Genomic DNA, 22,604 nt, shown 5'->3' with positions numbered 1-22,604 from the left:
GGCGCCGGAGGCGAACCCGGGATCCGGATCCGCTCTCGGGGTCGGGCTCTCCTGCGCGTCCGGATCCCCGTGCGGCTGCGCGGCCCTCGGGGTGACGAAGCGGATCCGATCCACCGAGGGCGCCGATGCGCGATCCCGCCGTCAACCCCTGTTTGACAAACCCGGGCTCTGCTCCTCCGGCCTGGACCCCGGCATGTCGGCCCTGTAGGCCCACGACCCTTCTCCCAGTTCCCGGACCCACGACACGATGGCGGCCTGCGGCCTCGATTTCGGCACGTCGAACACGACCCTCGGGCATGACGGCCCGGAGGGTCCGACGCTGCTGCCCCTGGAGGGCGCGCATCGGACGATCCCGAGCGCGATCTTCTTCGAACTCGGCCGGGAGCCGATCATCGGCCGGGCCGCGACGGCGGCCTATGTCGAGGGCCGGTCCGGCCGGCTGATGCGCGGCCTGAAATCCGTCCTCGGCACCCCGCTCATGGACGAGGCGACCCCGGTCGGCCGCCAGCGGCTGCGGCTGCGCGACGTCATCGCCCGTTACCTCATGGCCGTGAAGGCGCGGGCCGAGGCCGCCTGCGGCCAGAGCCTCGACAGCGTCGTCCACGGCCGGCCCGTCCACTTCGTCGATGGCGACCCGGAGGCGGACCGCCGCGCGGAGGACACGCTGCGCGACATCGCCCGCGACGTCGGGTTCCGGGAGGTCTCGTTCCAGTACGAGCCGATCGCCGCGGCGCTCGACTACGAGCGCCAGGTCCGCGCGGAGGAGATCGCCCTCGTCGCCGATATCGGTGGCGGCACCTCGGATTTCTCCATCGTGCGCCTCGCGCCGGAGCGCCGGGGCCGGCCGGACCGGGCCGGCGATATCCTGGCCAATGACGGCGTGCGGATCGGGGGGACGGATTTCGACCGCCAACTCAGCCTCGGCACGGTGATGCCGCTGCTGGGGCTCGGCAGTCCGATGCGCCGCGGCGACCTCGCCGTGCCGAATGCCTATTACCACGACCTCGCAACGTGGTCGGCCATCAACCGCCTCTACAACCAGAAGACCCTGCGCGAGATCGACGAAGTGATCCGCGACGGCGCCCGGCCCGACCTGCTCGCGCGGCTGCGCGAAGCCGTGGAGGGGGAGCGCGGCCACGCCCTGGCCGGGGCGGTGGAGGGGGCCAAGATCGCCGCCTCCGAGCAGGATGCGACAATGCTCGATCTCGGGCTCCTGGAGCGCGGGCTGGCGGTACCGGTAGACCGCGCGACCCTGTCGGCCCAGACCGGTGATCTCGCCCGGGCCGTGGCGGCCCGGATCGCGCGCTGTCTCGCACAGGCGGAACTTCCTGCTGAGCGGATCGACGCCCTGTTCCTGACCGGCGGCTCCACCGGCCTGCCGCACCTGCGCGCCGCGCTGACGGCCGCGCTTCCGGCCGCCCGGGTGGTGGAGGGCGACACGTTCGGCTCGGTGGGACTGGGCCTGACCATCGAGGCCGCGCGCCGCGGGGCCTGAGGCCCAGTCCGGTCGATCGCCGCGGCATCCGGGTCGTCGCGAGCGCCGCGAAGCCTTCCGGAGCCGCGCCGTGGCTCGATCCCGCACGCGGAGCGGCGATTGACGGGCCGCCCCCGATCCCCGACAAGGCAATCCCTTCCGCTCGGAGACAACGGCGGCCCATCCGGGCTCCTCCGCGCCGCCTCGCCCGATGCTGTTCAACTCCTTCGTCTTTCTCCTCGCCTTCCTGCCGGCCGCGCTGATCCTGCACGCGCTTGTGGCGCGCGCCGCACCGGCGTGGCGGCTGCCGCTCCTCGTCGGCCTGTCCTTCGTGTTCTACGGCTGGTGGGATATCCGATTCGTGCCGCTGCTCGCCGGGTCGATCCTGGCGAATTGGTGCGTCGCTCGCCTCTATCGACGCTGGCCCGGCCGCTGGCTGATCCCGGCCGCCATCGCCGCCAACCTCGCCCTGCTCGGGGTCTTCAAGTACCTCGACTTCGCCGCCGATCTCGCCAACCTGATCCCCGGCCTGGAGGCGCCGCGTCTCGGCCTCGCCCTGCCGCTCGGCATCTCGTTCTTCACCTTCCACCACATCATGTATCTCGCCGACCTGCGGGCCGGCCGGGCGCCGGGCTTCGGGCTCGTGAAATATGCCCTCTACATCGCCTTCTTCCCGCAGGTTCTCGCCGGCCCGCTCGTGCGCTGGAGCGAGATCATGCACCAGTTCGACGAGGCGCCCTACGCGCGGCCCGATGCCGCCGAGCGCTTCGCCCGCGGGCTGATGCTGCTCACGGTGGGCCTCGCCAAGAAGGTCTTCCTCGGCGATCCGCTCGCGGAATACGTGAACCCGGTCTTCCAGGCGGCCGCCGCCGGCAAGGCCGTCACGGTGGTGGAGGCGTGGCAGGCGACGCTGGGCTTCACCTTCCAGATCTATTTCGACTTCTCCGGCTACACCGACATGGCGCTGGGGATCGCGCTTCTGTTCGGCCTCGTCCTGCCGCAGAATTTCGACGTCCCCTACCGCGCCACGTCCCTGCAGGATTTCTGGCGGCGCTGGCACATGACCCTGTCGCGGTTCCTGCGCGATTATCTCTACATCCCGATGGGCGGGAACCGCCGCGGCCTGCCGCGGCAGGTCGGGGCGCTCGCCGCCACCATGACGCTCGGCGGCCTCTGGCACGGGGCGGGCCTGACCTTCCTGGCCTGGGGGGCGCTCCACGGTCTCGGCCTCGGGGCCGGGTTGCTGACGCGCCGGGCCCGGATCACGATCCCGGCGCCGCTCGGCTGGGCGCTCACCAGCCTGTTCGTCGTCCTGACCTGGGTCCTGTTCCGGGCGACGAGCTTCGAGGCGGCGCTCGTGATCTTCAAGGGCCTGTTCGGGCTGGCGCCGAAGGGCTCCGGCTTCAAGTGGCGGACCATCGCCATTGCCGCCCTGGTCGCCACGATCGGGCCTACTGCCTGGAATGCGGTGCACCGCCTGCCGCCGCGGCGGCTCCTGGCCTTCGGCTTCGCGCTCTTGTTCGTGCTCGTCCTGCTGAAGATCGGCGACGATGCGAATTACGAGTTCATCTACTTCCAGTTCTGAGGATGGCGCCCGCACCCCCCACGACCGACCGGGACTGGCGCGGCTTCGCCCGCACCTTGGCCCTGTCGATGGTCGCTCTGTTCGCGGGCTATCTCGCCCTCGCGACGCTGGTCGATCCCTACGATACCGGCCGCTCGACGCTGCTCTCCCGGGGCGCCGTGCGGCCGCAGGGACCCCGCACCGCCTCGGCCGTGCGCGGGCGCGATCCGGCCTATGCGGGCGTGGTGATCGGCAATTCGCATATCCAGCTCGTCGAGCCGGCGGCCCTGACCCGGCTCACCGGCATCCCGTTCCTCCAGCTCTCGGTGCCGGCGACCGGCCCAGCCGAGCAATTCGCCCTGCTCGGCTGGTATCTGAAGCATCATGCCCGGCCCGAAGCGATCGTGCTCTCGGCCGACGCGTTCTGGTGCGCGGACGACCCCGCCTTCCCGAGCGAGCACGGATTCCCCTATTGGCTCGTGGGCGACTGGCCCGCCTATCTGCGGGGCCTGATCCGCTTCTCGGCCGCTCAGGAGACGATCAATCGGGTCGGCTGGCTCCTCGATACGCGCCACAAGGCGGCGGCCTCCGACGGCTGGTGGGATTACGAGCGCAACTATCTGAGCCAGGGCTTCGGCATCGACCCCGCCAAGAAGGCCGCGCTGGAGAAGCCCGTCGGATCCGAGCCGGAGCCGCATCACGGCGGTCCGTTCCCGATCGCGGCGCGGCTGCGCGCCGAACTCGCCCGGATCCCGGCGGCGACGCCGGTCGTCGTGGTCTTCCCGCCGGTCTATGCCCGGGGCGAGCCGCCGCCCGGCAGCGCCCGGGCGGGGGCCGAGGCGGCCTGCCGGGCCGAGGTGCGCGCCGTGCTCGCCACGCACGATTTGAGCACGGTGGTCGATTGGCGCGACGGCCGTCCGGAGGCGGCGAATCCGGATCAGTTCTTCGATCAAACCCATTACAGGCTCCCGCTCGCCCGGAGCCTGACCGCCGAGATTGCCGCCGCGATTGTACGGTTGCGGACCCGGTGACAGCGTAAAACATCTGTACCGTGACCTGTTTGCCGCACGCGGCGATGCAGTGACGGGCCGTTACAGCCCCTGCTTCTGTGTGCGTTGTAGCGCTGAGGCACCTCGACTATACGGCACCTCACGTTTTCGCCGCACACCGGCCATCCCCTGGTGGGCGGTTTACCATCCAGCGAGGGTGACGCATGGCGAAGGTGCAGCTGGAGGACGGCTACGTCCCGTCCGACGACGAGCCCTTCATGAATGACCGGCAGCGCGAATATTTCCGGCGCAAGCTGCTGAGCTGGAAGAACGACATCCTGCGCGAGGCGCAGGATACGCTGGTGGCGCTCCAGAGCGAGAACGAGAACCATCCCGACCTCGCCGATCGTGCGTCGTCCGAGACGGATCGCGCGATCGAGCTGCGGGCACGGGACCGCCAGCGCAAGCTCACCGGCAAGATCGACGCGGCGCTGGCCCGCATCGAGGACGGGTCCTACGGCTTCTGCGAGGAGACCGGCGAACCGATCTCCCTGCGCCGGCTCGATGCGCGGCCGATCGCGACCTTGTCGCTCGAGGCCCAGGAGCGGCACGAGCGCCGCGAACGGGTCTACCGCGACGACTGAGCCGGGCCCGGCCGCGCGCCGGATCCGGCGGCCGCGGGGCCTACTGCGTGAGCCGGAGCGCGCCGATGCTCGCCTGGATCTGCTGGAACGCGGCGATCAGATCGTCGGAGGTGTTGGCCAGGAAGTACTGGTTGTCCGCCGAGGCGCAGGTCTTCAGGAGTTTCTGGCCCGCCGCATCGATCGGATCGGACGGGATGCTGAAGCCGATCGTGTAGATCGAGATGTTGACCGCCTTCGCATTCGCGCAGGCCTCCGCGGTGAGGGCGTCGAGCGCCTTCCGGGCCGTATCCCCATCCGAGAGGTTCGCGTTCTGATACGCTGTCGTCAGGCGCGGCTTCGCGGTCGTGTTGTTGGCGTTCTTGAAGTAGCCGGCCGCGAAATAGAGCGACCCAGTCGGCGCATTCGGGTTGACGCCCCAGCTGTTGGTGCCGTCCGTCATCAGGATGATGATCTTGTTGATCGTCGTGGCGTTGGAGCTGTTCGCGCTCGACGCGTAGGGTTGCCCGTCCGCGAAGACGCTGTTGGGCGAGAGCGTCCGCCAGCCCCACATGAAACCCTCGTGGATGTTGGTCGATCCGAGGGGCGCCATCTTATCGATGAGCGCCTTCAGCGCGCTGGTATCGCTGGTCAGCCGCTGAAGCGGTTGGGTCGTGCAGCCGAAATTGGGGCCGTTGGGGATCCCGACACTCGAGCCGGAAACCGCGTCCTTGGGATTGACGTACTTGCAGGCCTGGCCGAGGGCGGTGTTGTAGGTGCTGCTGTTCTGGCAGCTGCCGCCGTTATCGTCGTCGATATAGCTGTTGTAGCTGTAAGCGGTCGGCGACCGGCTGCCGACCGGGAAGGGCGCCGCGCCGGCCTTGGCGTCGCCCGGCTCGTCTGGCGCCAGCAGCGGCACGTAGTACGAATCCTTGGTCGAGGGGGTGCCGTCCTGCACGTTGAACGGGTAGGGGAGCGACTCGAGACACCCGGCCCAGCCCCAGTTCCGATTGACTGCCTGCAGCTTCGCGAACACGTCGAAGCGGCTCTTGAAGAGCGGCGGGGTCGACGGAATGATGTTGGTCCAGTGGTAGCTGGATTGGCCGTTCTGATCGATCCACGAGGCGTAGCGATAGGCCGACGGATCGACCGCCACGGCGGCGGCGAAGGGCACGATCGCGATCTTGGTCGCGCTCGAGAAGGCGGGGCTCGTCGCGACGTAATTCACGAACGTCGTCGCGGCCGTCTGCACGGCCTTGAGCTTCGATTGTCCTCCGCTCGACTCGGCCATCGACCCGGTATTGTCGAGCACCAGCGCGATTTCGAAGGTCTTGGGCAGCGGCGTGGCGCATTGCGACACGGCGCCCGGGTTGATGCGCTTGGTGCCGGTCAGCCCGCCGAAGAAGGTCGTCGAAAGCTTGTGGGCGGTCAGGGTGATCTTGCGCGGGTTGCTGGTGATGTCCAGCGGATCGACCACGAGATTCGCCGTCCCCATGGCACCGGTCATGGTCGTCTGCGCAAGGAGGTTGAGGTCGGCCTGCGACGTAGTCAGGGGCGTCTGGCAGAGGAGCAGGGCGGTCGCGTCGGTCGCGGCCTGGAGCTTCGTCTCCAGCCGTGTGGCGAAGCCGTAATCGATCGCCGCGCCGCCGAGCATCAGCATCGGCACGCTCAGGAACGCGAACAGCAAGGCGACGTTGCCGCCGCGGTCGCGCAGGAGGTCGCGGCGCCACCGTGGGCCCGCGCGGTCAGGACGCGCGGTCGATCTGTTTGCCATCGCAATTCGCGTGTTTGGCATCCGGCAGGATGACTTCCGTGTAGGTGCTGGCGCCGTAGGCTTGACCGCCGCGGGTCGGCCACGGCGCGCTGCTCGTGAAGGTGATCGTCTCGCCGACGCCCTTGGCGAGCTTGACCAGGGCGCTGCCGATCATCGGCGTGTAGCTGATGCTGACCTCGGCCAGGACGTAGCGCATGCCCGGCACCTGGTATCCGTCCGGCACGGTCAGGCCGGTCGCGGTACCCGGGCTGCGCGGGGTCGCGTTGGCATTGGCGACGCTGGAGCAGACCAGCGGTACGGGGCTCGCGTTCTTCGGGTCCACGCCCATGGCGCTGACGACGATCTTGACCTTCGACGTGTCGAACGGGCGCATCACCGCAGTGGCGGAGGCGATGATGTCGTTCATCACGCTGGTGCTGATCGGGTTCTGCGTGTCGCCCTGGGCTGTCAGATCCGCCACGGTGCGGGCGAGCTGCGTGAGCTTGCGCCACTCGTCGATGGCGTGTGCGATCTCGGTCATGCCCGCCCAGATGGCGAGCAGCACCGGCAGGATCACGGCGAACTCCACCGCGGCGCCCCCGCGCCGGTCGCGCCGCAGTCGCGCCGTCCACCCGGCGATGATCGTCAGGACGGGCACGGGCTCGCTCCGACGATCTGATAGGGCTCGGTGCGGAACACCGCGGTGGAGGTCAGGAGACTCGAACCCGCGCCGGACCCGCTGGTGAATTGCCGCGTGTTCAGGCCCATCAGGTTGAAGAAGGTCGGGAACGGCACCGCCGCGGTGACGATCACGATCGTTCCCGGAATGGCGCATTTGTAATTGGTACCGAAGCTGGTGTTCCACGTGCCCGTGGCGGTGTCGATCGGCTTGCTCGCGGCGGCGGCCGAGAAGCTGCTCGCCGTCGCGACATCGATCTTGACGCTCTGGCAGTTGAACACCGCGGCGATGGGGCTGCTGGCCGGGCCGCACATGCGGGTCTTCAGGGCCGCGAGCACGGTCGCGGGGTCGGTCTGGCCGGCCGTGTCGAGCTGGAACTGGCCGGTGAAGATCGTGCGCACCGCGTTCTGCAGGGCGCGATCGAGATTCTGGGTTGCCCAGATCTGGAATGTGATCTGGATGATCGCGCCGCACAGCGCCAGAAAGGGCAGCGCGACGAGGGCGAACTCCACCGCGGCCGCGCCGGCGGCGTCGCGTCCGAGGCGCTTCAGGAGACAACCTGCCGTCTCTCTATACTGTGCGGTTAAACGTTCTCTGCCGGTCATGGGCGAGCAGATCAGTGGGACGTAGCCATCCCAGCCGATGTGAGCCCAAGATTTTGCAAAACCCTTAATCTGATCGGCGAGAGCAGACCGGTCGAGGGTCTGCTACTCTTGATTTTATTTCATGCGTCTCGATCCCGGATGCGCGGTTGACGCATTGCTGGCTCGCACCAGTTCCACGCGCAGGCGTGGCCGGAGAACCGCATGAGACTCGCTCGGATCGCGCTCGCCGTCGGCGCGGTGGCGCTCGCGCTCGCCGGCTGTAGCGAGCCGAAGCCGGGGCCGGCCGGTCCTCCGGGCGCGAAGGGGGATCGCGGCCCCCAGGGGCCGCCGGGCCCGTCGGGTCTGAACGGAGCGACCGGCGCCCGCGGTCCCACCGGCGAGACGGGCCCGGCCGGACCGCCGGGGCCGCCCGGGCCGGCGATGAACAACCAGGTACGCCTCGACGTGGCCTGCCGCCGTGACGAGGAATTGATTGGCGCCTATTGCCGGGGCATGGCCGTTCTGCCGTCCGTGACCGTGACGGACGGCGTGTCCACGGTCGGCTGCCTCGACATGACCGCCAAGGCCGCCAAGGATGCCCAGCCCGTCGCGGTCTGCATGAAGAAGCCATGAGACTCCTCGTCCCCGCTCTCCTGGCCGCGCTGGTTTCCGGCACCGCCTGTGCGCAACCGTTCGTGCCGACGGAGCGGGTGGCGATCGACCTCGTGCGCGACCGGCGCACCGCCGGCTTCACCACCGTGGCCCGGACGCTGGCCTATGCCGAGCGTGTGACCGGGGGTGCCTTCCGGCTCGGCGGTTACCAGGTCGATTATCGCCCGGACGCGCCCTTTGCGCGGGTGAGGATCTGCTATCGCCTGGGAATCGACCCGCCGACCTGCGGCCTCGATTACCGCGTCGCGGTGAGTCCCGCCCATGTCGAGCCGGCCGACCGCTATAACGGTCTGACCCGCGATCTCGAGCATGGCCCGCAGGCCTTCCTGCGGGCCCTCGCCCGGGAGGCTGATCTCCAGCGCCAGCCGGACTTCCTGCGGAAGGTCCAGGCGGTGCTCGACCCGTTCGATCCTTACGACTGGCGCTGAGGCCGGACGCACGTTCAGGGCAGCCGCGGCCAGGCCAGGAGCCGATCGGGCGCGAAGGCTGCGACCGGAACAGGGGGTGTCCGGCCGGTGGCAAGGTCGGCGATGACCTCTCCGGTGATCGGGCCGGTGGACAGGCCGATATGGCCGTGGCCGAAGGCGAAGAGCAGGCCCTCGTGCCGCGGCGCCCGGCCGATCACCGGCATTCCGTCGGGGGTCGAGGGACGGGAGCCGAGCCACGGCTCGTTGTCCAGGGGCCCTCCGAGCCGAAGGGTCCCGGCCGCTTCCCGTGACGCCGCCTCGATCTGGGTATGGTCGGGTGCGGCATTGCGGGCGTTCAGTTCCACGCCTGACAGGACCCGCACCCGGTGATCGCCCATCGGCGACAGGATGGAACCGGCCCCGGTGTCGAGGACCGGCCGGGTCAGCGGCGGGCTCTCCGGATGCAGGGCGTAGTGCCGGTGGTAGCCGCGCTCGGCCGCCACTGCGAACCGGTAGCCGAGGGTCCGGGCGATCGCCCCCGAAGCGGCACCGGCCGCCAGCACGACCTGGCGGGCCCGGACCGTGCCGCCGTCATGGGCGACGTGCCATCCGCCGGCCTCGGGCTCGAGGCGGGTGACGCTGCCTCGCAGGCGGCGACCGCCGAGGCCGGCGAACAGGGCCTCGCAGGCCTCGATGAGCCGGCCGGGCTCGCGAACCGAGCCGGTTTCGGTGAGCAGCATCGCCCGCGCATAGGGCCGCACCAGCGCCGGCTCGAGGGCGTGCAGGGCCGCCGTGTCGAGGATGTCGAAGGCGACCCCGTGCCCCGACAGGATCTCGCGCTCCAGGGCGGCGGCTCCGAAGGCCGCCTCGCTGCGATAGGCCTTGATCCAGCCGGTCCGCTGGAGCCGGTCGGTGGTCCCGGCCCGGGCCGCCAGGCGCTCATGGGCCGGATAGGCCGCACTCGTCAGCGGCAGCAGCGCGGCCGCGGCGCGGCGCCAGCGGGAGGCGCGCGCGGCGGCCAGGAAGTGCGCCGTGTAGGGGATGATCCGCGGGAGATGCGCGTAGTTCAGGCGCAGGCCGCGGTCGGCATTGCGCAGGTAGGCCGGGAGCTTGCCCCAGAGGGCCGGGCTCGACATCGGCAGGATCGAGCCGCGGCTGACCACGCCGGCATTGCCGTAGGAGGTCCGCGCCCGCGCCTCGCCGGGATCCAGCAGGATGACGTCGAGCCCGCGGTCCCTCAGGGCGATGGCGCTGGCGAGCCCGACCATCCCGCCGCCGACCACCACGATGTCGGCCGTCCCGTCCGTCGCCATGCCGCTCACATCCCGCACCGCACCAAGCGCGTCCTTCTGGCGGGTTTTGGCCGCCCTGGGTAGCGGCTCTCCGCAGATCGCGCATCGGGCGACCGCCGACGCGAAGTCCCGCGCACAAGCCCGCCGAGATCGGCTAGAGAGCGGGCCATGACTCTCGTCCGCTTCGCACCCTCGCCGACCGGCTATCTCCACATCGGCAATGCCCGGCCGGCCCTGCTCAACGCCCTGTTCGCCCGCCGCACGGGCGGCCGTTTCCTGCTGCGCCTCGACGATACCGACGCGGAGCGCTCCACGGAGGCCTTCGCCGAGGCGATCGGCGAGGATCTCGCGTGGCTCGGCATCGTGCCCGACCTGTTCGCCCGGCAGAGCGCCCGCAAGGCGCAGCACGATGCGGCGGCCGAGCGCCTGCGCGCCGCGGGCCGGCTATATCCCTGCTACGAGACGCCGGAGGAGCTGGAGCGCCGCCGCAGGCGCCAGCTCGGGCGGGGCCAGCCGCCGATCTACGACCGGGCGGCGCTGAAGCTCACCGCCGAGGAGCGCGCGGCGCTCGAAGCGGAGGGCCGCCGGCCGCATTGGCGGTTCCTGCTTGAGGCGCGCACCGTGACCTGGGACGATCTCGTCCGCGGTCCGGCCCATGTCGATTGCGCGTCGCTGTCGGATCCGGTGCTGATCCGCGCCGACGGCAGCTATCTCTACACGCTGCCCTCGGTGGTGGACGATGCCGATCTCGGCATCACCCACGTCATCCGCGGCGAGGACCACGTCACCAATACCGGCGTGCAGGTGCAGATCTTCGAGGCGCTGGACGCGGCCGTTCCGGTCTTCGGTCACCACAACCTGCTGACGACCGCGGACGGCGAGGGGCTGTCGAAGCGGCTCGGCCACCTGTCGCTGCGCGGCCTGCGCGAGGCCGGCTACGAGCCCGCCGCGGTGCGCTCGCTGGCGGTGCTGACCGGCTCGGCCGAATCGGTGCGGGCGGTGCCCGACCTCGACACCCTCGCCGGGCTCGTCGATCTCGGCGAGATCTCGCGCGCGCCGGCCCGGTTCGACCCGGCCGAACTCGACGGCCTCAATGCGCGCCTGATCCACGCCATGCCGTACGCGGAGGCGGCCGCACGTCTCGCCGCCCTCTGGATCCCGGCGGACCGGGCCGAGGCCTTCTGGCTCGCGGTGCGGGCCAATCTCGGCCGCGTCCCGGAGGCGGCCGATTGGTGGCGGGTCGTCACCGGCCCCGTCGAGCCCGTGCTCACCGAGCCGGCGGTGATCGCGGCCGCCCGCGAGACCCTGCCGCCCGAGCCGTTCGGCCCGGAGACCTGGAAGGCGTGGACGACCGAGATCCGGAACCGCACCGGCGCCAAGGGACGCGGCCTGTTCATGCCGCTCCGCCTCGCGCTGACCGGTCTGGAGCACGGACCGGATCTGGCCGGCCTGCTGCCGCTGATCGGGCGAGCGGGCGCGGCGCGACGCCTCTCCGGCGAGACCCCCTGAGCTACTCGGCCTCGACCTCCGCGAGCCGGGTCGCCAGCAGCTTGTCGACGCGCCGGCCATCGAGGTCCACGACCTCGAAGCGCCAGCCGGCGATCTCGCAGCTCTCGCCGGTCTCCGGCAGGTGCTGGAGAACCGCGATAACGAGGCCGGCCGCCGTCGCGTAGTCGCGCGAGGGCGGGAGCCGCAGGCCGAGCTGGTCCGCCAGCTCGTCGGCCGGCATCGAGCCGGCGATCAGCCACGATCCGTCCGCGCGGCGCACCGCGTCCGGCTCCGTATCCTCGGCCGGGAACGCGCCCGCGATGGCATCGAGGATGTCGGCGGGAGTCACGAGGCCGTCGAAATGGCCGTACTCGTCGTGCACCAGCGCCATGGGCACCGGGGCCCTGCGCAGCACCTCCAGGGCCACGAGGGCGTCGACCGTATCGGGCAGCACGGGCGCCTTGCGGACCTGCATACGCAGGTCGAGCGGCTCACCCCGGGACAGGGGACCGATCAGGTCGCGCAGCTGGAGGATGCCGATCATCGCGTCGGGGCCGCCATCCGCGACGGGCAGGCGGGCATACGGGCTTTCGAGGACCCGCGCCCGGTTGGTCTCCGGATCATCGGCGAGGTCGATCCAGACCACGTCGGTACGGGGCGTCATCACGCCGCGCACCAGCCGGTCGCCGAGACGCAGCACGCCGGAGATCATCGCGCGCTCGTCGCCCTCGATGACGCCGGCGGTCTCGGCCTCGGCCACGAGGCTGCGGATCTCCTCCTCGGTCACCGCGCTGGCGCTCTGAGTCTCCTGGCCGATCAGCCGGAACACCGCGCGCGTCGAGGCGTCGAGGAGCCACACGGCCGGCAGCGCCGCCCGCGAGACCACGCGCATGCCGGGGGCCACCGCGCAGGCGATCCGCTCCGGGTCGCGCAGGGCGAGGTGTTTCGGCACCAACTCGCCGATGATCACCGACAGATAGGTGATCACGCCGATCACCAAGGTGTAGCCCAGCGTGTCGGCCCAGCCCTTGCTCAGGCCGAGGTCGATCAGCACCAGCGCGAGGCGGTCTCCGAGCGCCGCACCCGAGACCACGCCGGACAGGATGCCGATCAGGGTTATGCCGATCTGGACGGTGGACAGGAACCGCCCCGGCTCCTCTGCAAGCGCCAGGGCTGCCTTGGCGCCGGCGCGGTGCTCCTCAGCCAGGGCGCGCAGCCGGCTCCGGCGTGCCGAAACCACGGCCAACTCCGACAGCGAGAAGACGCCGTTGAGCGCGATCAGCAGGACGACGACGACGAGTTCGATCAGGCCGGATCATTGAGCCGCGACCCCGCCGGGCGGGGGCGGCTTCCTCTGGTGAAGCGGATCCGCAACATGGGGGCACGCGCCCGACCGTTCAACGGCCAAGCCTGGGGCGGCCCTCGATCAGCGCCGAATCGAGCAGGAAGCTGCCATCCGCCTCGATGCCGAAATGGGCGGTCACCTCCGCGGGCGCGGCGGCCTGGAGCGCCCGGATCGCCGCGACATGGGTCTCGGGCGTGCGCATGCGGGCGATCCAGCTCGTGAAGTCCATCCGCGGCCGGCTCGTCGTCACGGTGCCGGGGTCGAAGCCCGCCATCTCCAGCAGGATGCGCCATTCCGAGACCCGGTAGTCGCGCACATGCGAGGGGTCGCGCAGCAGTTCCACGGCTTGCAGGTGCGTGTCCAGCAGCGGATCCTCGGGCGCGATGATGTCGCTGACGACGAGGAGGCCGTCCGGCCGGATCACCCGCCGCGCTTCCGCCAGCGCCGCCGGCACGTCGCGCCAATGGTGCGCGCTGTATCGGGTCAGGACCGCGTCGAAGGCCGCGTCCGGGAAGGGGAGGGCCTCGGCGCCGCCCTGCCGGGTCTCGATCCGGTCGAGACCCCGGCGGGACGCCTCGGCGGAGACTGCCGCCAGCATCTCGGCCGACAGGTCGTAGGCCGTCACGGCGGCCCCGGCCGCCGCGGCCGTGAAGGCGACATGGCCGCCGCCGCAGCCGAGATCGAGCACCCGCGCATCCGGCCGCGCGCGGATCAGCGCGCCGATCCGGTCGAGGTCGGCACCGGCGGCGTGGACGGCGCTGGTCACGTAGGCGGAGGCCTGCGCTCCGAACTGGTCGACGACCTGTCGGGCGTGGCTGCGCGCGCTCATGGGTGTCTCTCCGTTTCAGGTTGCGAGTGGCGGTAGGCGGGACAGTCGCAGGGCGACGATCAGCGCCAGACCGTACAAGCCGCCCACGAACAGCACCACGCCGGTCCACCCGGAATGCGCGAAGAACCAGCCGCCCGCGGTTCCGAGCACCGACGAGCCCAGATAGTACAGGCTGAGATAGATCGCGGAGGCCTGCGCCCGGTTGCGGGTGGCCCGCCGCCCGACCCAGCTGCTCGCCACCGAATGGGCGCCGAAGAATCCGATTGTCGTGACCACGATGCCGGCGATGATCAGCAGGAGGTGATCCGAAAGCGTCATCACGATGCCGGCGAGCCCGACGCTCGTGGCAAGCCACAGGACGCGGCGGCGGCCGAAGCGGCTCGCCAGTTCGCCGGTGACGGGGCTGCTGACCATCCCGGCGAGGTAGACGGAGAAGATCAGCCCGATGACGGCTTGGCTGAGCGAGAAAGGCGGGTCGAGCAGGCGGAAGCCGATGTAATTGTAGATGCACACGAAGCCGCCCATCAGCAGGAACGCCTCGGCGAACAGCCAGGGCAGGCCGGCATCGCGGAAATGGTGGGTGAAGCTGCCCGGCACCTCGCCCCAGGCCATCCGGCGCGCCACGAAGCGGCGCGAGGGCGGCAGCGCGCGCCAGAATGCCAGCGCGGCGGCGAGCGCGAGGGCGCCGATCGTGGCGAGCCCGGCGCGCCAGCTCACGAAATCCGCCATGACGCCGCTGATCAGGCGGCCCGACATGCCGCCCAGCGCATTGCCGCCGACGAGCAGCCCCATCGACAAGCCGATGGCCCGGGCGTCCATTTCCTCGGCCAGGTAGGCCATGGCCACGGCGGGGAGGCCGCTAGCGGTCAGGCCGGTCAGCGCGCGCAGCGCCAGGAAGCCGTACCAGCCGGGGACCAGGGCAGCCACGATGGTGAGCAACGCCGAGGCGATCAGCGAGGCGAGCATCACGGGCTTGCGGCCCCAGATCTCCGAAAGCGGGCTGACGACCAGAAGGGCCACCGCCAGCAGGCCGCAGGGCAGCGAGAGCGCGAGGCTGCTCGCGGCCGGGGAGACGCCGAAATCCTCCGTGTAGATCGGCAGAAGCGGCTGGACCGCGTAGAGAACCGCGAAGGTCGAGAATCCGGCGGCCGCCAGGGCCAGCGCCGTGCGGCGGAAGACCGGTGTGCCCGACCGGATCAGGCCGTCATCCGCCTCGCTGTCCATCGTCGCCCTGCGCCGCGGTCCCCAACCGCTGGTGAGGTGCTGACGCCGAACCGTCAACCGCCGCGCAGGACATGCCTGCGCGGCGACGGCCTCAGCGCGGCGGCGGGGCCGCCTGACCCGGACTTTGTCCCTGCTGGAGCAGCGGGGTGATCCGCTGGACCACGACACGGCGATTCTCCCGTGACGGGCCCTGGGTGTTCACCTTGAGGTACTGCTCGCCGTAGCCCTGGGTGGTGAGGTTCTCCGGCGGCACACGAAATTGCTGCGTGAGAACGGTCGCCACCGACTGGGCGCGCCGGTCCGACAGGGACAGGTTGTCGAGCGCGGCGCCGACTGCATCGGTGAAGCCCTCGATCAGGAAGACCTCCTGCGCGTTGGCTTGGATGGCGCGGTTCATCGCGGCGGCGATCACCGACAGCTTGGCTGCCTGATCGGGTGTGACGGTGAACGAGCCGGTGTCGAAGGTGATGGTGTTGATATCCACCGAGCGCAGCCGGGCCCGGAGATCCGGGCTGTAGCGGATCTGATCGAGGGTGTAGCGGCGGTCGATGGCGACCACCGGCGGTGCCGTCAGCGCCTCGTAGACCTCCGCCTCGTCAGCCTGGGCGTAATCGACGACGTAGCGGTCCCGCGGGATCCGGATTTCCGGGGGCGGCAGCACCACCACGTCCTCGTAGATCGGGCGGAGCGGCCCGGCATAGCTGTTGTCGATCAGCACGATCTCGCGGCCGTCGCGATAGCGGAGGTAGCGGCGCAGCAGCCGCCCGTCGTCGTTCGTCACGGTGATGACCTGCTCGCCGCCCGGCCGGTCGACGAAGCTGTAGAAGTCGGCACCCTGCCGCTCGAAACGGTAGCCGCGCGGATCGAGGGTGCGGAAGCGCTCGTTCTCGTCGTGGCGGATCAGGAAGCCGTCGCGGTCCTGCACGATGATGCGACCCGGTTCCCGGTAATAGGTCCGGCCATCCTCCCGGAATTCGCGGCGATCCGTGCGAACCTGCTCGAAGTCGCGCACGGCGTCGGTCTGGCGGAAGCCGCCGGGGACGTAGCCCGGCTGACCCGGCCGGTTGAAGGCGCCGGGATCGGCCAGCCGGCCGGGGCCGCCCCCTTGTGGCTGTCCCGGCGGCATGCCGGGCTGCGGCCCGCCGGGCGGCTGGGCCTGACCGGGGGCGGGCAACTGTCCCGGCGGCACGAACGGCCGTCCCGGGATGCCGGGTGCCATGTTGGGCGCCGCCGCCCGCCCGGGCTCAGAGCCGGGGGCGCCGTTCGGCTGAGCCTGCGGTCGCCCATCAGGCTGGGCGCCCTGAGGCTGGGCTCCCTGAGGCTGGAACGGCCGTCCCGGAACGCCCGGAGCCATGTTGGGCGGCACCGGCCGGCCCGGCACGGCGCCAGGGCCGGTATTCGGCTGAGTACGGTTCTCGGGCTGTCGGCTTTCGGGCTGCGCGTCGAGGCGCTGGGCCGGGCGGCCGGGCTCGGCAGGCGCCGCGCCCGGGGGCTTGGGGCGGTCTCCGGGCACGCCAGGTCCGGCCGGTCCGCCCGGACGCTGGCTTGGCGGCGCGCGATCCGGTGTCGTCCGGTCCGGTGCGGCATCACGCGGCGCGGGACGGTTCGGTTGGGCGTCCGGACCCGGGCGGTCCTGGTCCGGTGCCTGGCGCTGCTGCGGAGGGGCCGGTGGCCGTTCAGGATCGGGGCGCGATGGGGAGGGCGGCCGCTGATCCCGATCCGGCGCCTGCTGCCGCTCGGGTCCGGGCCGCCCTGGCGCCGGCCGCTCCTGAGCCGGAGGACGCCCCGCCGGCGGTTCAGGACGATGCTCCGGCGCGCGCTCCCGCGGGGGAGGCTCTGCCTGCGGCTGACGCTGGGCCGGCGGCTCGGGACGCTCGCGCGGCGGCGGCGCGGCGCGCTCCGGCCGGGGCTCGGGCCGCTCTCGCGCGGCCGGCGGGCCTGGCGGCGGACCGGGGCGCTCCTGCGGCGGCCGCTCCGGGCGCGGCCCGCCATGCGGAGGTTCGCCGCGGGGACCGCGCTCATCCGGGCCTCCCTGTGCCAACAGGATCCGGCCCGGTGCGGCGCCAGCGGGCTGCACGAGCGTGAGGCCCGGCAGCACCGTGCCGGCGAGGAGGATCAGGCGGAGCAGATGCATCGCTGTCTCGAGTCGGTTCAGGACGAGCCGAACCCGGGACACCCCATTTTGTTCCGGGCCGACGGGCCGGAACCGATGTCAGGGCGTGAGGCGCTGGGGCACCGCGATGACGTCGGGCGCGATGATGCGCACGGCAACGTGATCCGGCTTGGCGTCCGCCGTCTTCGCGCCGTCGGCCTTCCCGGCATCGTCGCGGCCGATGCCGGTGCCGCCCTTCGTGTCGACGCCCGCGCGTCCGGCCGCGTCGGCGGCGAGTTCCGCCGCAGTCCGGTCGGCCCGGCCGACGAGCGTCAGGCGCACCTTCGGCCGGGACAGGGCCTCGGCCTGCATCGGCGTGACGAAGATGTCGCCCTTGTGCCGGACCAGCATGCTCTCGGCCTTCGCGAGAGATTGTGCCCAGCTCTTGCCTTCCGGCTTGCAGGAGCAGTTCGGCACGAATTCCTTGCGGAATTTGAAGGCGTTGGCGAGGTTCGTGTAGGCGCGGCTGCCCTTCGCCGAGGCGGCGTGCTTCAGGGCGTCGTCGCCGTACGGCATGGAATAGGCCTGCGCCTCGGTCCCCGGGCAAAGGGCCTGGCACATCTCGTCGGCACCGCCGCGCCCCTCGGGCAGATTCTTCAAAGGGAAGAAACCGCCGTCACAGGTGCGCACGCAGACCATCTGCGGGCCGCCCCGGCCATAGGTTTCGCCGGAGCCGGCATAGGTCTCGCGCGGCGGGCAGGTGGAGGCCACGAGCCCCTGGAGTTCGCGCTTGCGGGCGCCGCTGTCGTCGATTACGGCGCCGCCATAGGTGGCTTTGAGGGCGCGGATCCGTTGCTCCACCGCGCCGCATTGCGGTGGCCGCGTGTCGAAGAACAGGAACTTGCCGCCCTCGCAGTTGAGGCCACGGAAATAGGCCTCCAGCCGCCCGATCTCGTCGTTCAGCGCGCGGGTCGTACTGGCACCGCTCTGGAGTGAGGCCAGCTCGGCCCGGTAGCGCCGGCACTGGGGCGACGGCAGCTGCGGCGCCGGGCGCGCTTCGGCCGGCGGCGGGCCGGCCGCAGCCTCCTGCGCACTGACGGCGGAAGCGAGCGGATAGGACAATCCGAGGGCCAGGGCCGCGCTCAGGATGAGGCGGCCGAGCGAACGGACGATCGGGCGGTGAGGCATAGGCTGCATCGCGTTGATCGGGGGCGCGGTGATCCGGAGAATCCAGGCCCGCGCGCATCCGCGCTTCGGAACCGAAGCGGGGCCATACTACGCCCCCTCGCAACACCGCGACACCCCTCCTACATGCGGCCGGCAAGCGTGAGGGGGAATTGGCTGGCGATGTTGTTTCGGAGTCTCACCTATGTTGGGCTTCTGGCGCTGGGCGTGGCGGCGGCCGGGCCGGCTTCGGCTCAGGAGCCGGACCGGATCTTCGACAAGTCGACGGTCTGGCGTCCGCTGACGCCCAACGACAAGCTCGTGGTCTACGGCGTCGACGATCCGGCGGTTTCGGGTGTGGCCTGCTGGTACACCCAGCCCGAGAAGGGCGGCATCAAGGGCACCCTGGGGCTGGCCGAGGATGTCTCGGACATCTCGCTGGCGTGCCGCCAGACCGGGCCGATCGCCTTCAAGGGCAAGCTCAGCCAGGGCGAGGTCGTGTTCAGCGAGCGGCGGTCGCTGATCTTCAAGTCGATGCAGATCGTCCGCGGGTGCGACGCGAAGCGCAATGCGCTGATCTACATGGTCTATTCGGACAAGGTCATTCAGGGCTCGCCGAAGAACTCGACCTCGGCGGTGCCGCTGGCGCCCTGGGGCACCGAGCCGGCGCAGAAATGTGCTGACTTCGTGAAGTGACCGGAGCGTTCCGGCGCCGGGGCCGGCTGCGGCCGGCCCAGTCCTGGCAGGTGGTTCAGTCCTGGCAGGTGATCCGGATCGGGCGCTCAGACGGCGCCGGGACCTGCTGGCTGATCGCGCCGGTATATTCGTCGGCGGCGGCCACGCCGTAGGAATTGGCGGCGGCGTAACCCTGCGCCTCGCACCAGGCGTTGGCGACCACTTGGCCACAGGTGCTGCCCGGCGTCGTCAGGCACTCGCCGACGCCGTAGCCATCGCTCGACGGGATCAGGAACGTCTTCTCGATATGGGCCGGCGCCTTCGCGGGCGTCTCGCCGTCGGTGCCGGCCAGCGCGACATGCGTCAGGCCTGCGCAGGCGAGAACGGTGGCGAGGGCAATGGAACCGGCGGCCGAGCGTCGCATGGATTGTCCTTGGGCACAGGATCTGTGGCGTGAGGATCGCGGCCCGGACGGTCCGACGGCGCGGTTAAGGAAGCCTTACCCGCATGGCGCGTAGGCCATCTCGAATTCCTCACGCTTTTGGGTTAGCCCCATCGCGCGGGCCGCGCCGTCGCCGCGATGCAACAGGGTGCCGCGGCGGGGTGTCCGGACCCGCCACGTTTCGGCCGTTCTTCGCCGCGCGAGGCCGGCAGGTCGTTGAAGGCAGGGCCGGTTTTCCGGCGACGGTGCGGCGCCGGGATCGAGCCGCGGCGCCGGAATGGGGATGAGTTTCATGGCGCCGATGTTGCGGCTCTACAACACGCTGACGGGTGCCAAGGAAGCCTTTGCCCCGATCGACCCGCAGAATGTCCGCCTCTACGCCTGCGGTCCGACCGTCTACGACGCCGCCCATATCGGCAACGCCCGGCCGATCATCGTCTTCGACCTGCTGTTCCGGCTGCTGCGCCACCTCTACGGGCCGGACCACGTTACCTACGCGCGCAACGTCACGGACGTGGACGACAAGATCAACGCCCGTGCGGCCGAGCGCGGCATCACCATCCGCGAACTCACGGACGGGACGCTGGCGCAATTCCACCGCGACGTGCGCGACCTCGGCGTGCTGATGCCGGAGGACGTGAACGTGCCGGGCGCGCGGCCCCGCTTCGTCGAGCCCCGGGCCACCGATCACATCGCCGAGATGGTGACGATGATCGAGGCGCTGGTCCGGTCGGGGCATGCCTATGTGGCGGAGGACCACGTGCTGTTCGACGTGCCGTCGATGCCGGATTACGGCGGCCTGTCGAAGCGGCCCCTCGACGAGATGGAGGCTGGCGCCCGGGTCGAGGTCGCGCCCTACAAGCGCTCGCCCCTCGATTTCGTCCTGTGGAAGCCCGCCAAGCCCGGCGAGCCGTCCTGGCCGTCGCCGGCCGGTATTGCGGTGGCGGGCCGGCCGGGCTGGCATATCGAGTGCTCGGCCATGTCGGCCAAGCATCTCGGCCGGACCTTCGACATCCACGCGGGCGGCATCGACCTGATCTTCCCCCACCACGAGAACGAGGTGGCGCAGTCGCGCTGCTGCTTCGGCACGCCGGTGATGGCCAATGTCTGGCTGCACAACGGCTTCCTCCAGGTGGAGGGCGAGAAGATGTCGAAGTCGCTCGGCAATTTCATCACCATCCGCGACGTGCTGAACGACTGGCCGGGCGAGGTCGTGCGCCTCACCATGCTGAGGACCCAGTACCGGCAGCCGATCGACTGGACCCTGCGCGGCCTGGAGGAATCGAGCCGCGTGCTCGACCGCTGGTACAACGCCGCCGGCGACGCGCCGGCCGCACGCGACATGCCGGCCGGGGTGGTCGAGGCGCTCTGCGACGACCTCAACACGCCGGCGGCGATCAACGAGCTGCATCGGCTCGGGAGCGGCGCTGAGGCGGAGCCCGGCGCGTTGCGGGCCGGCGCGAACCTCCTCGGTTTCCTCACGCGCACCCGCAGCGACCGCGAGCAGGCTCAGGTCGCGGCCTCCGGTGTGGATGTCGCGGCGGTCGAGGCGCTGATCGCCGAGCGCCGCACGGCCCGGGCCGCGAAGGATTGGGCCGCCTCCGACCGGGCTCGCGACGCGCTCGCCGCGATGGGCGTCGCCGTCAAGGACAACAAGGACGGTACCACCAGCTGGACCGTGGCCCGCTGATTGCTGCGGCGGCCGCCGCTGGCACGGCTGTGACGGCGGCCGCGTCCTCGCGGCCGCTTGCACGGCGCGGCCGGGGCGGCATCTGTGGTCCGGGGGCTCTGGCCGGGAAAGGGCAGCGTGTGAGCATCTTCGGGACCATCGGGGCAGGGCGCGCCACCGCGGCATCGGCCATGGCGTTGGGGCTTGGCCTGTCGGGGCCTGCGGCCGCGATCGACGGCGGATCGGCGGCCGGCCGGGATGCCCTGGCGCAGGCCACCGTCGCCATCGGCACGATCACGAAGCCCGAGGAGGCGCTGCGTCTCACCCGCTGCAGCGGCGTGCTCATCGCCCCGGATCTCGTGCTGACGGCGGCCCATTGCGTGAACGGCGATCCGCTGGGCGCGCTGGTGGTGTTCTTCCGCGGCAGCGAGCCGGCGCGGCCGATCTACGGGGCGCGGGTCGCCGCCCGCTACAGTCCCGATCCGGGGGAGATGCTGCCGAACGAGACGTCGGGCGTCAGCCTCTCCGATCTCTCCCTCGACCTCGCGGTTTTGCGCCTGACCGAGCCGGTGCGCGACCGGCGGCCCGTGCCCTTGGCGGCCGATCCCGGCCGGGTCCCGAAGAGCTTGCGGATCGCCGGCGCCGGCCTGTCCGGGCGTGTCGTCGGACGGCTGCGCACCGCCACGCTGACGCCGGTGGCGGCCAGCAGCACCGGCCTGACCATCGCCCGGGCCAACGGGGCCCGGGTCTGTTTCGGCGATTCCGGCGGCCCGGTCGTCGCGCAGGATCGCCGCGGCACCTACATCTGGGGCGTGGCCAGCGCGGTGATCAGCCGGGCTGCGCCCTGCGGCGGCTACGTGGTGATCGCGCCCGCCGCACAGGTCTTCTCCGCGACCGGGATGCGGTGAGGCCGGCGGAGTCGGCCGGAATGCGAAAACCCCGCGCGGCCGGGCCGCACGGGGTTTTTCGGGAGACGGTCAGGCGGTCGGATCAGACGGCCATGCGCTCTTCGCCGTCCATCGGCTCGCGCAGGACGTAGCCGCGGCCCCAGACGGTCTCGATGTAGTTCTTGCCCTGGCTGGCGTTGGCGAGCTTCTTGCGCAGCTTGCAGATGAACACGTCGATGATCTTCAGCTCCGGCTCGTCCATGCCGCCGTAGAGATGGTTGAGGAACATCTCCTTGGTGAGGGTGGTGCCCTTCCGCAGCGAGAGGAGTTCCAGCATCTGGTACTCCTTACCGGTGAGGTGGACCCGGGCGCCGCCGACCTCGACGGTCTTCTGGTCGAGGTTCACGATCAGGTCGCCGGTGGTGATCACCGACTGAGCGTGGCCCTTCGAGCGGCGCACGATGGCGTGGATGCGCGCCACCAGCTCGTCCTTGTGGAACGGCTTGGTCAGGTAGTCGTCGGCCCCGAAGCCGAGGCCCTTCACCTTGTCCTCGATGCCGGCCATGCCGGACAGGATCAGGATCGGCGTCTTCACCTTGGCCACGCGGAGCGAGCGGAGCACCTCGTAGCCCGACATGTCGGGCAGGTTCAGATCGAGGAGGATGATGTCGTAGTCGTAGAGCTTGCCGAGATCGACACCCTCTTCCCCGAGATCGGTGGTGTAGGTGTTGAAGTTCTCGGACTTGAGCATCAGC

The 22,604-nt window shown here is 70.9% G+C and carries 21 protein-coding genes; 10 read left to right on the top strand and 11 right to left on the bottom strand.

Features of this window, described 5'->3' with window-relative positions; all coding sequences use genetic code 11:
- The first annotated feature begins 247 nt into the window (after window positions 1-247).
- From BLT59_RS22310 to dksA, 4 genes are all read left to right on the top strand, one after another.
- Complete coding sequence (locus tag BLT59_RS22310; RefSeq protein WP_091785660.1) at window positions 248-1,495, top strand: Hsp70 family protein; 1,248 nt, start codon at window positions 248-250, stop codon at window positions 1,493-1,495.
- 190 nt (window positions 1,496-1,685) lie between these two features.
- The gene (locus BLT59_RS22305; RefSeq protein WP_091785656.1) at window positions 1,686-3,059 is read left to right on the top strand and encodes an MBOAT family O-acyltransferase; all 1,374 of its coding nucleotides are present in this window, start codon (window positions 1,686-1,688) and stop codon (window positions 3,057-3,059) included.
- Between the two features lie 2 nt (window positions 3,060-3,061).
- Entirely contained in the window at window positions 3,062-4,069 is a 1,008-nt protein-coding gene (locus tag BLT59_RS22300; RefSeq protein ID WP_091785653.1) for a hypothetical protein, read from the top strand.
- 182 nt (window positions 4,070-4,251) lie between these two features.
- Window positions 4,252-4,671: an RNA polymerase-binding protein DksA gene (gene dksA, locus BLT59_RS22295; RefSeq protein ID WP_012322444.1), complete on the top strand. Its 420-nt coding sequence runs from the start codon at window positions 4,252-4,254 to the stop codon at window positions 4,669-4,671.
- Between the two features lie 40 nt (window positions 4,672-4,711).
- Here the strand turns inward: dksA and BLT59_RS22290 are convergent, their stop codons facing one another.
- The 3 genes from BLT59_RS22290 to BLT59_RS22280 are packed head-to-tail and all read right to left on the bottom strand — an operon-like array spanning window position 4,712 to window position 7,591.
- Entirely contained in the window at window positions 4,712-6,421 is a 1,710-nt protein-coding gene (locus BLT59_RS22290; RefSeq protein ID WP_091785649.1) for a TadE/TadG family type IV pilus assembly protein, read from the bottom strand.
- Complete coding sequence (locus tag BLT59_RS22285) at window positions 6,393-7,058, bottom strand: TadE/TadG family type IV pilus assembly protein (protein WP_091785645.1); 666 nt, start codon at window positions 7,056-7,058, stop codon at window positions 6,393-6,395. The genes BLT59_RS22290 and BLT59_RS22285 overlap by 29 nt, the downstream gene beginning before the upstream one ends.
- The gene (locus BLT59_RS22280; RefSeq protein WP_244514109.1) at window positions 7,046-7,591 is read right to left on the bottom strand and encodes a TadE/TadG family type IV pilus assembly protein; all 546 of its coding nucleotides are present in this window, start codon (window positions 7,589-7,591) and stop codon (window positions 7,046-7,048) included. The genes BLT59_RS22285 and BLT59_RS22280 overlap by 13 nt, the downstream gene beginning before the upstream one ends.
- Before the next feature lie 294 nt (window positions 7,592-7,885).
- On the opposite strand from BLT59_RS22280, the gene BLT59_RS22275 reads away from it, so the two are divergent.
- Together BLT59_RS22275 and BLT59_RS22270 are read left to right on the top strand one after the other, a co-directional pair.
- On the top strand, window positions 7,886-8,296 hold the full coding sequence (locus tag BLT59_RS22275; RefSeq protein ID WP_091785638.1) for a hypothetical protein: 411 nt from the start codon (window positions 7,886-7,888) through the stop codon (window positions 8,294-8,296).
- The gene (locus BLT59_RS22270) at window positions 8,293-8,763 is read left to right on the top strand and encodes a hypothetical protein (protein ID WP_091785636.1); all 471 of its coding nucleotides are present in this window, start codon (window positions 8,293-8,295) and stop codon (window positions 8,761-8,763) included. Before BLT59_RS22275 ends, BLT59_RS22270 begins: the two co-directional genes overlap by 4 nt.
- Before the next feature lie 14 nt (window positions 8,764-8,777).
- Here the strand turns inward: BLT59_RS22270 and BLT59_RS22265 are convergent, their stop codons facing one another.
- Window positions 8,778-10,055: an NAD(P)/FAD-dependent oxidoreductase gene (locus BLT59_RS22265; RefSeq protein ID WP_091785632.1), complete on the bottom strand. Its 1,278-nt coding sequence runs from the start codon at window positions 10,053-10,055 to the stop codon at window positions 8,778-8,780.
- A gap of 147 nt (window positions 10,056-10,202) precedes the next feature.
- On the opposite strand from BLT59_RS22265, the gene BLT59_RS22260 reads away from it, so the two are divergent.
- Complete coding sequence (locus BLT59_RS22260) at window positions 10,203-11,543, top strand: glutamate--tRNA ligase (RefSeq protein WP_091785629.1); 1,341 nt, start codon at window positions 10,203-10,205, stop codon at window positions 11,541-11,543.
- Between the two features lies 1 nt (window position 11,544).
- Here the strand turns inward: BLT59_RS22260 and BLT59_RS22255 are convergent, their stop codons facing one another.
- The 5 genes from BLT59_RS22255 to BLT59_RS22235 all read right to left on the bottom strand — a co-directional run bounded on the left by BLT59_RS22255 (window position 11,545) and on the right by BLT59_RS22235 (window position 18,200).
- On the bottom strand, window positions 11,545-12,831 hold the full coding sequence (locus BLT59_RS22255; RefSeq protein WP_091785626.1) for a hemolysin family protein: 1,287 nt from the start codon (window positions 12,829-12,831) through the stop codon (window positions 11,545-11,547).
- Between the two features lie 88 nt (window positions 12,832-12,919).
- Window positions 12,920-13,696, bottom strand: coding sequence for a class I SAM-dependent methyltransferase (locus BLT59_RS22250; RefSeq protein ID WP_091785623.1), 777 nt, complete (start codon window positions 13,694-13,696; stop codon window positions 12,920-12,922).
- A 15-nt stretch (window positions 13,697-13,711) separates the two neighbouring features.
- Entirely contained in the window at window positions 13,712-14,920 is a 1,209-nt protein-coding gene (locus BLT59_RS22245; RefSeq protein ID WP_091785620.1) for an MFS transporter, read from the bottom strand.
- 91 nt (window positions 14,921-15,011) lie between these two features.
- Window positions 15,012-17,054: an OmpA family protein gene (locus BLT59_RS22240; RefSeq protein WP_091785850.1), complete on the bottom strand. Its 2,043-nt coding sequence runs from the start codon at window positions 17,052-17,054 to the stop codon at window positions 15,012-15,014.
- Between the two features lie 78 nt (window positions 17,055-17,132).
- A complete protein-coding gene (locus BLT59_RS22235; RefSeq protein WP_091785617.1) occupies window positions 17,133-18,200 on the bottom strand; it encodes a DUF2865 domain-containing protein in 1,068 nt (355 codons plus the stop codon).
- 159 nt (window positions 18,201-18,359) lie between these two features.
- Here BLT59_RS22235 and BLT59_RS22230 point away from each other — a divergent pair, with 159 nt between their 5' ends.
- Window positions 18,360-18,872 carry a CreA family protein gene (locus BLT59_RS22230; RefSeq protein ID WP_091785614.1) on the top strand — a complete coding sequence of 171 codons (513 nt, stop codon included), beginning with the start codon at window positions 18,360-18,362 and terminating at the stop codon, window positions 18,870-18,872.
- Window positions 18,873-18,927: 55 nt separating this feature from the next.
- Here the strand turns inward: BLT59_RS22230 and BLT59_RS22225 are convergent, their stop codons facing one another.
- The gene (locus BLT59_RS22225) at window positions 18,928-19,275 is read right to left on the bottom strand and encodes a hypothetical protein (protein WP_091785612.1); all 348 of its coding nucleotides are present in this window, start codon (window positions 19,273-19,275) and stop codon (window positions 18,928-18,930) included.
- 310 nt (window positions 19,276-19,585) lie between these two features.
- On the opposite strand from BLT59_RS22225, the gene cysS reads away from it, so the two are divergent.
- Together cysS and BLT59_RS22215 are read left to right on the top strand one after the other, a co-directional pair.
- Window positions 19,586-20,983, top strand: a complete 1,398-nt coding sequence (gene cysS / locus BLT59_RS22220; RefSeq protein ID WP_091785847.1) for a cysteine--tRNA ligase — start codon at window positions 19,586-19,588, stop codon at window positions 20,981-20,983.
- A gap of 170 nt (window positions 20,984-21,153) precedes the next feature.
- Window positions 21,154-21,870 (top strand): trypsin-like serine protease, encoded by a 717-nt coding sequence (locus BLT59_RS22215; RefSeq protein ID WP_244514112.1) that lies wholly within the window; start codon window positions 21,154-21,156, stop codon window positions 21,868-21,870.
- 82 nt (window positions 21,871-21,952) lie between these two features.
- Here BLT59_RS22215 and BLT59_RS22210 read toward each other — a convergent pair whose 3' ends face one another.
- Window positions 21,953-22,603, bottom strand: coding sequence for a response regulator transcription factor CtrA (locus BLT59_RS22210; RefSeq protein ID WP_244514108.1), 651 nt, complete (start codon window positions 22,601-22,603; stop codon window positions 21,953-21,955).
- Between the last annotated feature and the right edge of the window lies 1 nt (window position 22,604).

Origin of the sequence: Methylobacterium sp. UNC378MF (assembly GCF_900103195.1) — a bacterium.
Lineage (GTDB): Bacteria > Pseudomonadota > Alphaproteobacteria > Rhizobiales > Beijerinckiaceae > Methylobacterium.
Note: the sequence above shows the minus strand (reverse complement) of the source record. Positions and strands in the feature narration are given on the sequence as shown.

What these genes read in the sequence shown, in the direction of transcription:
- BLT59_RS22230 (WP_091785614.1), top strand. Translation starts at nt 18,360, where the DNA reads ATGTTGTTTCGGAGTCTCACCTATGTTGGGCTTCTGGCGCTGGGCGTG.
- BLT59_RS22305 (WP_091785656.1), top strand. Translation starts at nt 1,686, where the DNA reads ATGCTGTTCAACTCCTTCGTCTTTCTCCTCGCCTTCCTGCCGGCCGCG.
- BLT59_RS22240 (WP_091785850.1), bottom strand. Translation starts at nt 17,054, where the DNA reads ATGCATCTGCTCCGCCTGATCCTCCTCGCCGGCACGGTGCTGCCGGGC.
- BLT59_RS22245 (WP_091785620.1), bottom strand. Translation starts at nt 14,920, where the DNA reads ATGGACAGCGAGGCGGATGACGGCCTGATCCGGTCGGGCACACCGGTC.
- BLT59_RS22275 (WP_091785638.1), top strand. Translation starts at nt 7,886, where the DNA reads ATGAGACTCGCTCGGATCGCGCTCGCCGTCGGCGCGGTGGCGCTCGCG.
- BLT59_RS22215 (WP_244514112.1), top strand. Translation starts at nt 21,154, where the DNA reads ATGGCGTTGGGGCTTGGCCTGTCGGGGCCTGCGGCCGCGATCGACGGC.
- dksA (WP_012322444.1), top strand. Translation starts at nt 4,252, where the DNA reads ATGGCGAAGGTGCAGCTGGAGGACGGCTACGTCCCGTCCGACGACGAG.
- cysS (WP_091785847.1), top strand. Translation starts at nt 19,586, where the DNA reads ATGGCGCCGATGTTGCGGCTCTACAACACGCTGACGGGTGCCAAGGAA.
- BLT59_RS22270 (WP_091785636.1), top strand. Translation starts at nt 8,293, where the DNA reads ATGAGACTCCTCGTCCCCGCTCTCCTGGCCGCGCTGGTTTCCGGCACC.
- BLT59_RS22290 (WP_091785649.1), bottom strand. Translation starts at nt 6,421, where the DNA reads ATGGCAAACAGATCGACCGCGCGTCCTGACCGCGCGGGCCCACGGTGG.
- BLT59_RS22250 (WP_091785623.1), bottom strand. Translation starts at nt 13,696, where the DNA reads ATGAGCGCGCGCAGCCACGCCCGACAGGTCGTCGACCAGTTCGGAGCG.
- BLT59_RS22310 (WP_091785660.1), top strand. Translation starts at nt 248, where the DNA reads ATGGCGGCCTGCGGCCTCGATTTCGGCACGTCGAACACGACCCTCGGG.
- BLT59_RS22235 (WP_091785617.1), bottom strand. Translation starts at nt 18,200, where the DNA reads ATGCCTCACCGCCCGATCGTCCGTTCGCTCGGCCGCCTCATCCTGAGC.
- BLT59_RS22265 (WP_091785632.1), bottom strand. Translation starts at nt 10,055, where the DNA reads ATGGCGACGGACGGGACGGCCGACATCGTGGTGGTCGGCGGCGGGATG.
- BLT59_RS22300 (WP_091785653.1), top strand. Translation starts at nt 3,062, where the DNA reads ATGGCGCCCGCACCCCCCACGACCGACCGGGACTGGCGCGGCTTCGCC.
- BLT59_RS22260 (WP_091785629.1), top strand. Translation starts at nt 10,203, where the DNA reads ATGACTCTCGTCCGCTTCGCACCCTCGCCGACCGGCTATCTCCACATC.
- BLT59_RS22225 (WP_091785612.1), bottom strand. Translation starts at nt 19,275, where the DNA reads ATGCGACGCTCGGCCGCCGGTTCCATTGCCCTCGCCACCGTTCTCGCC.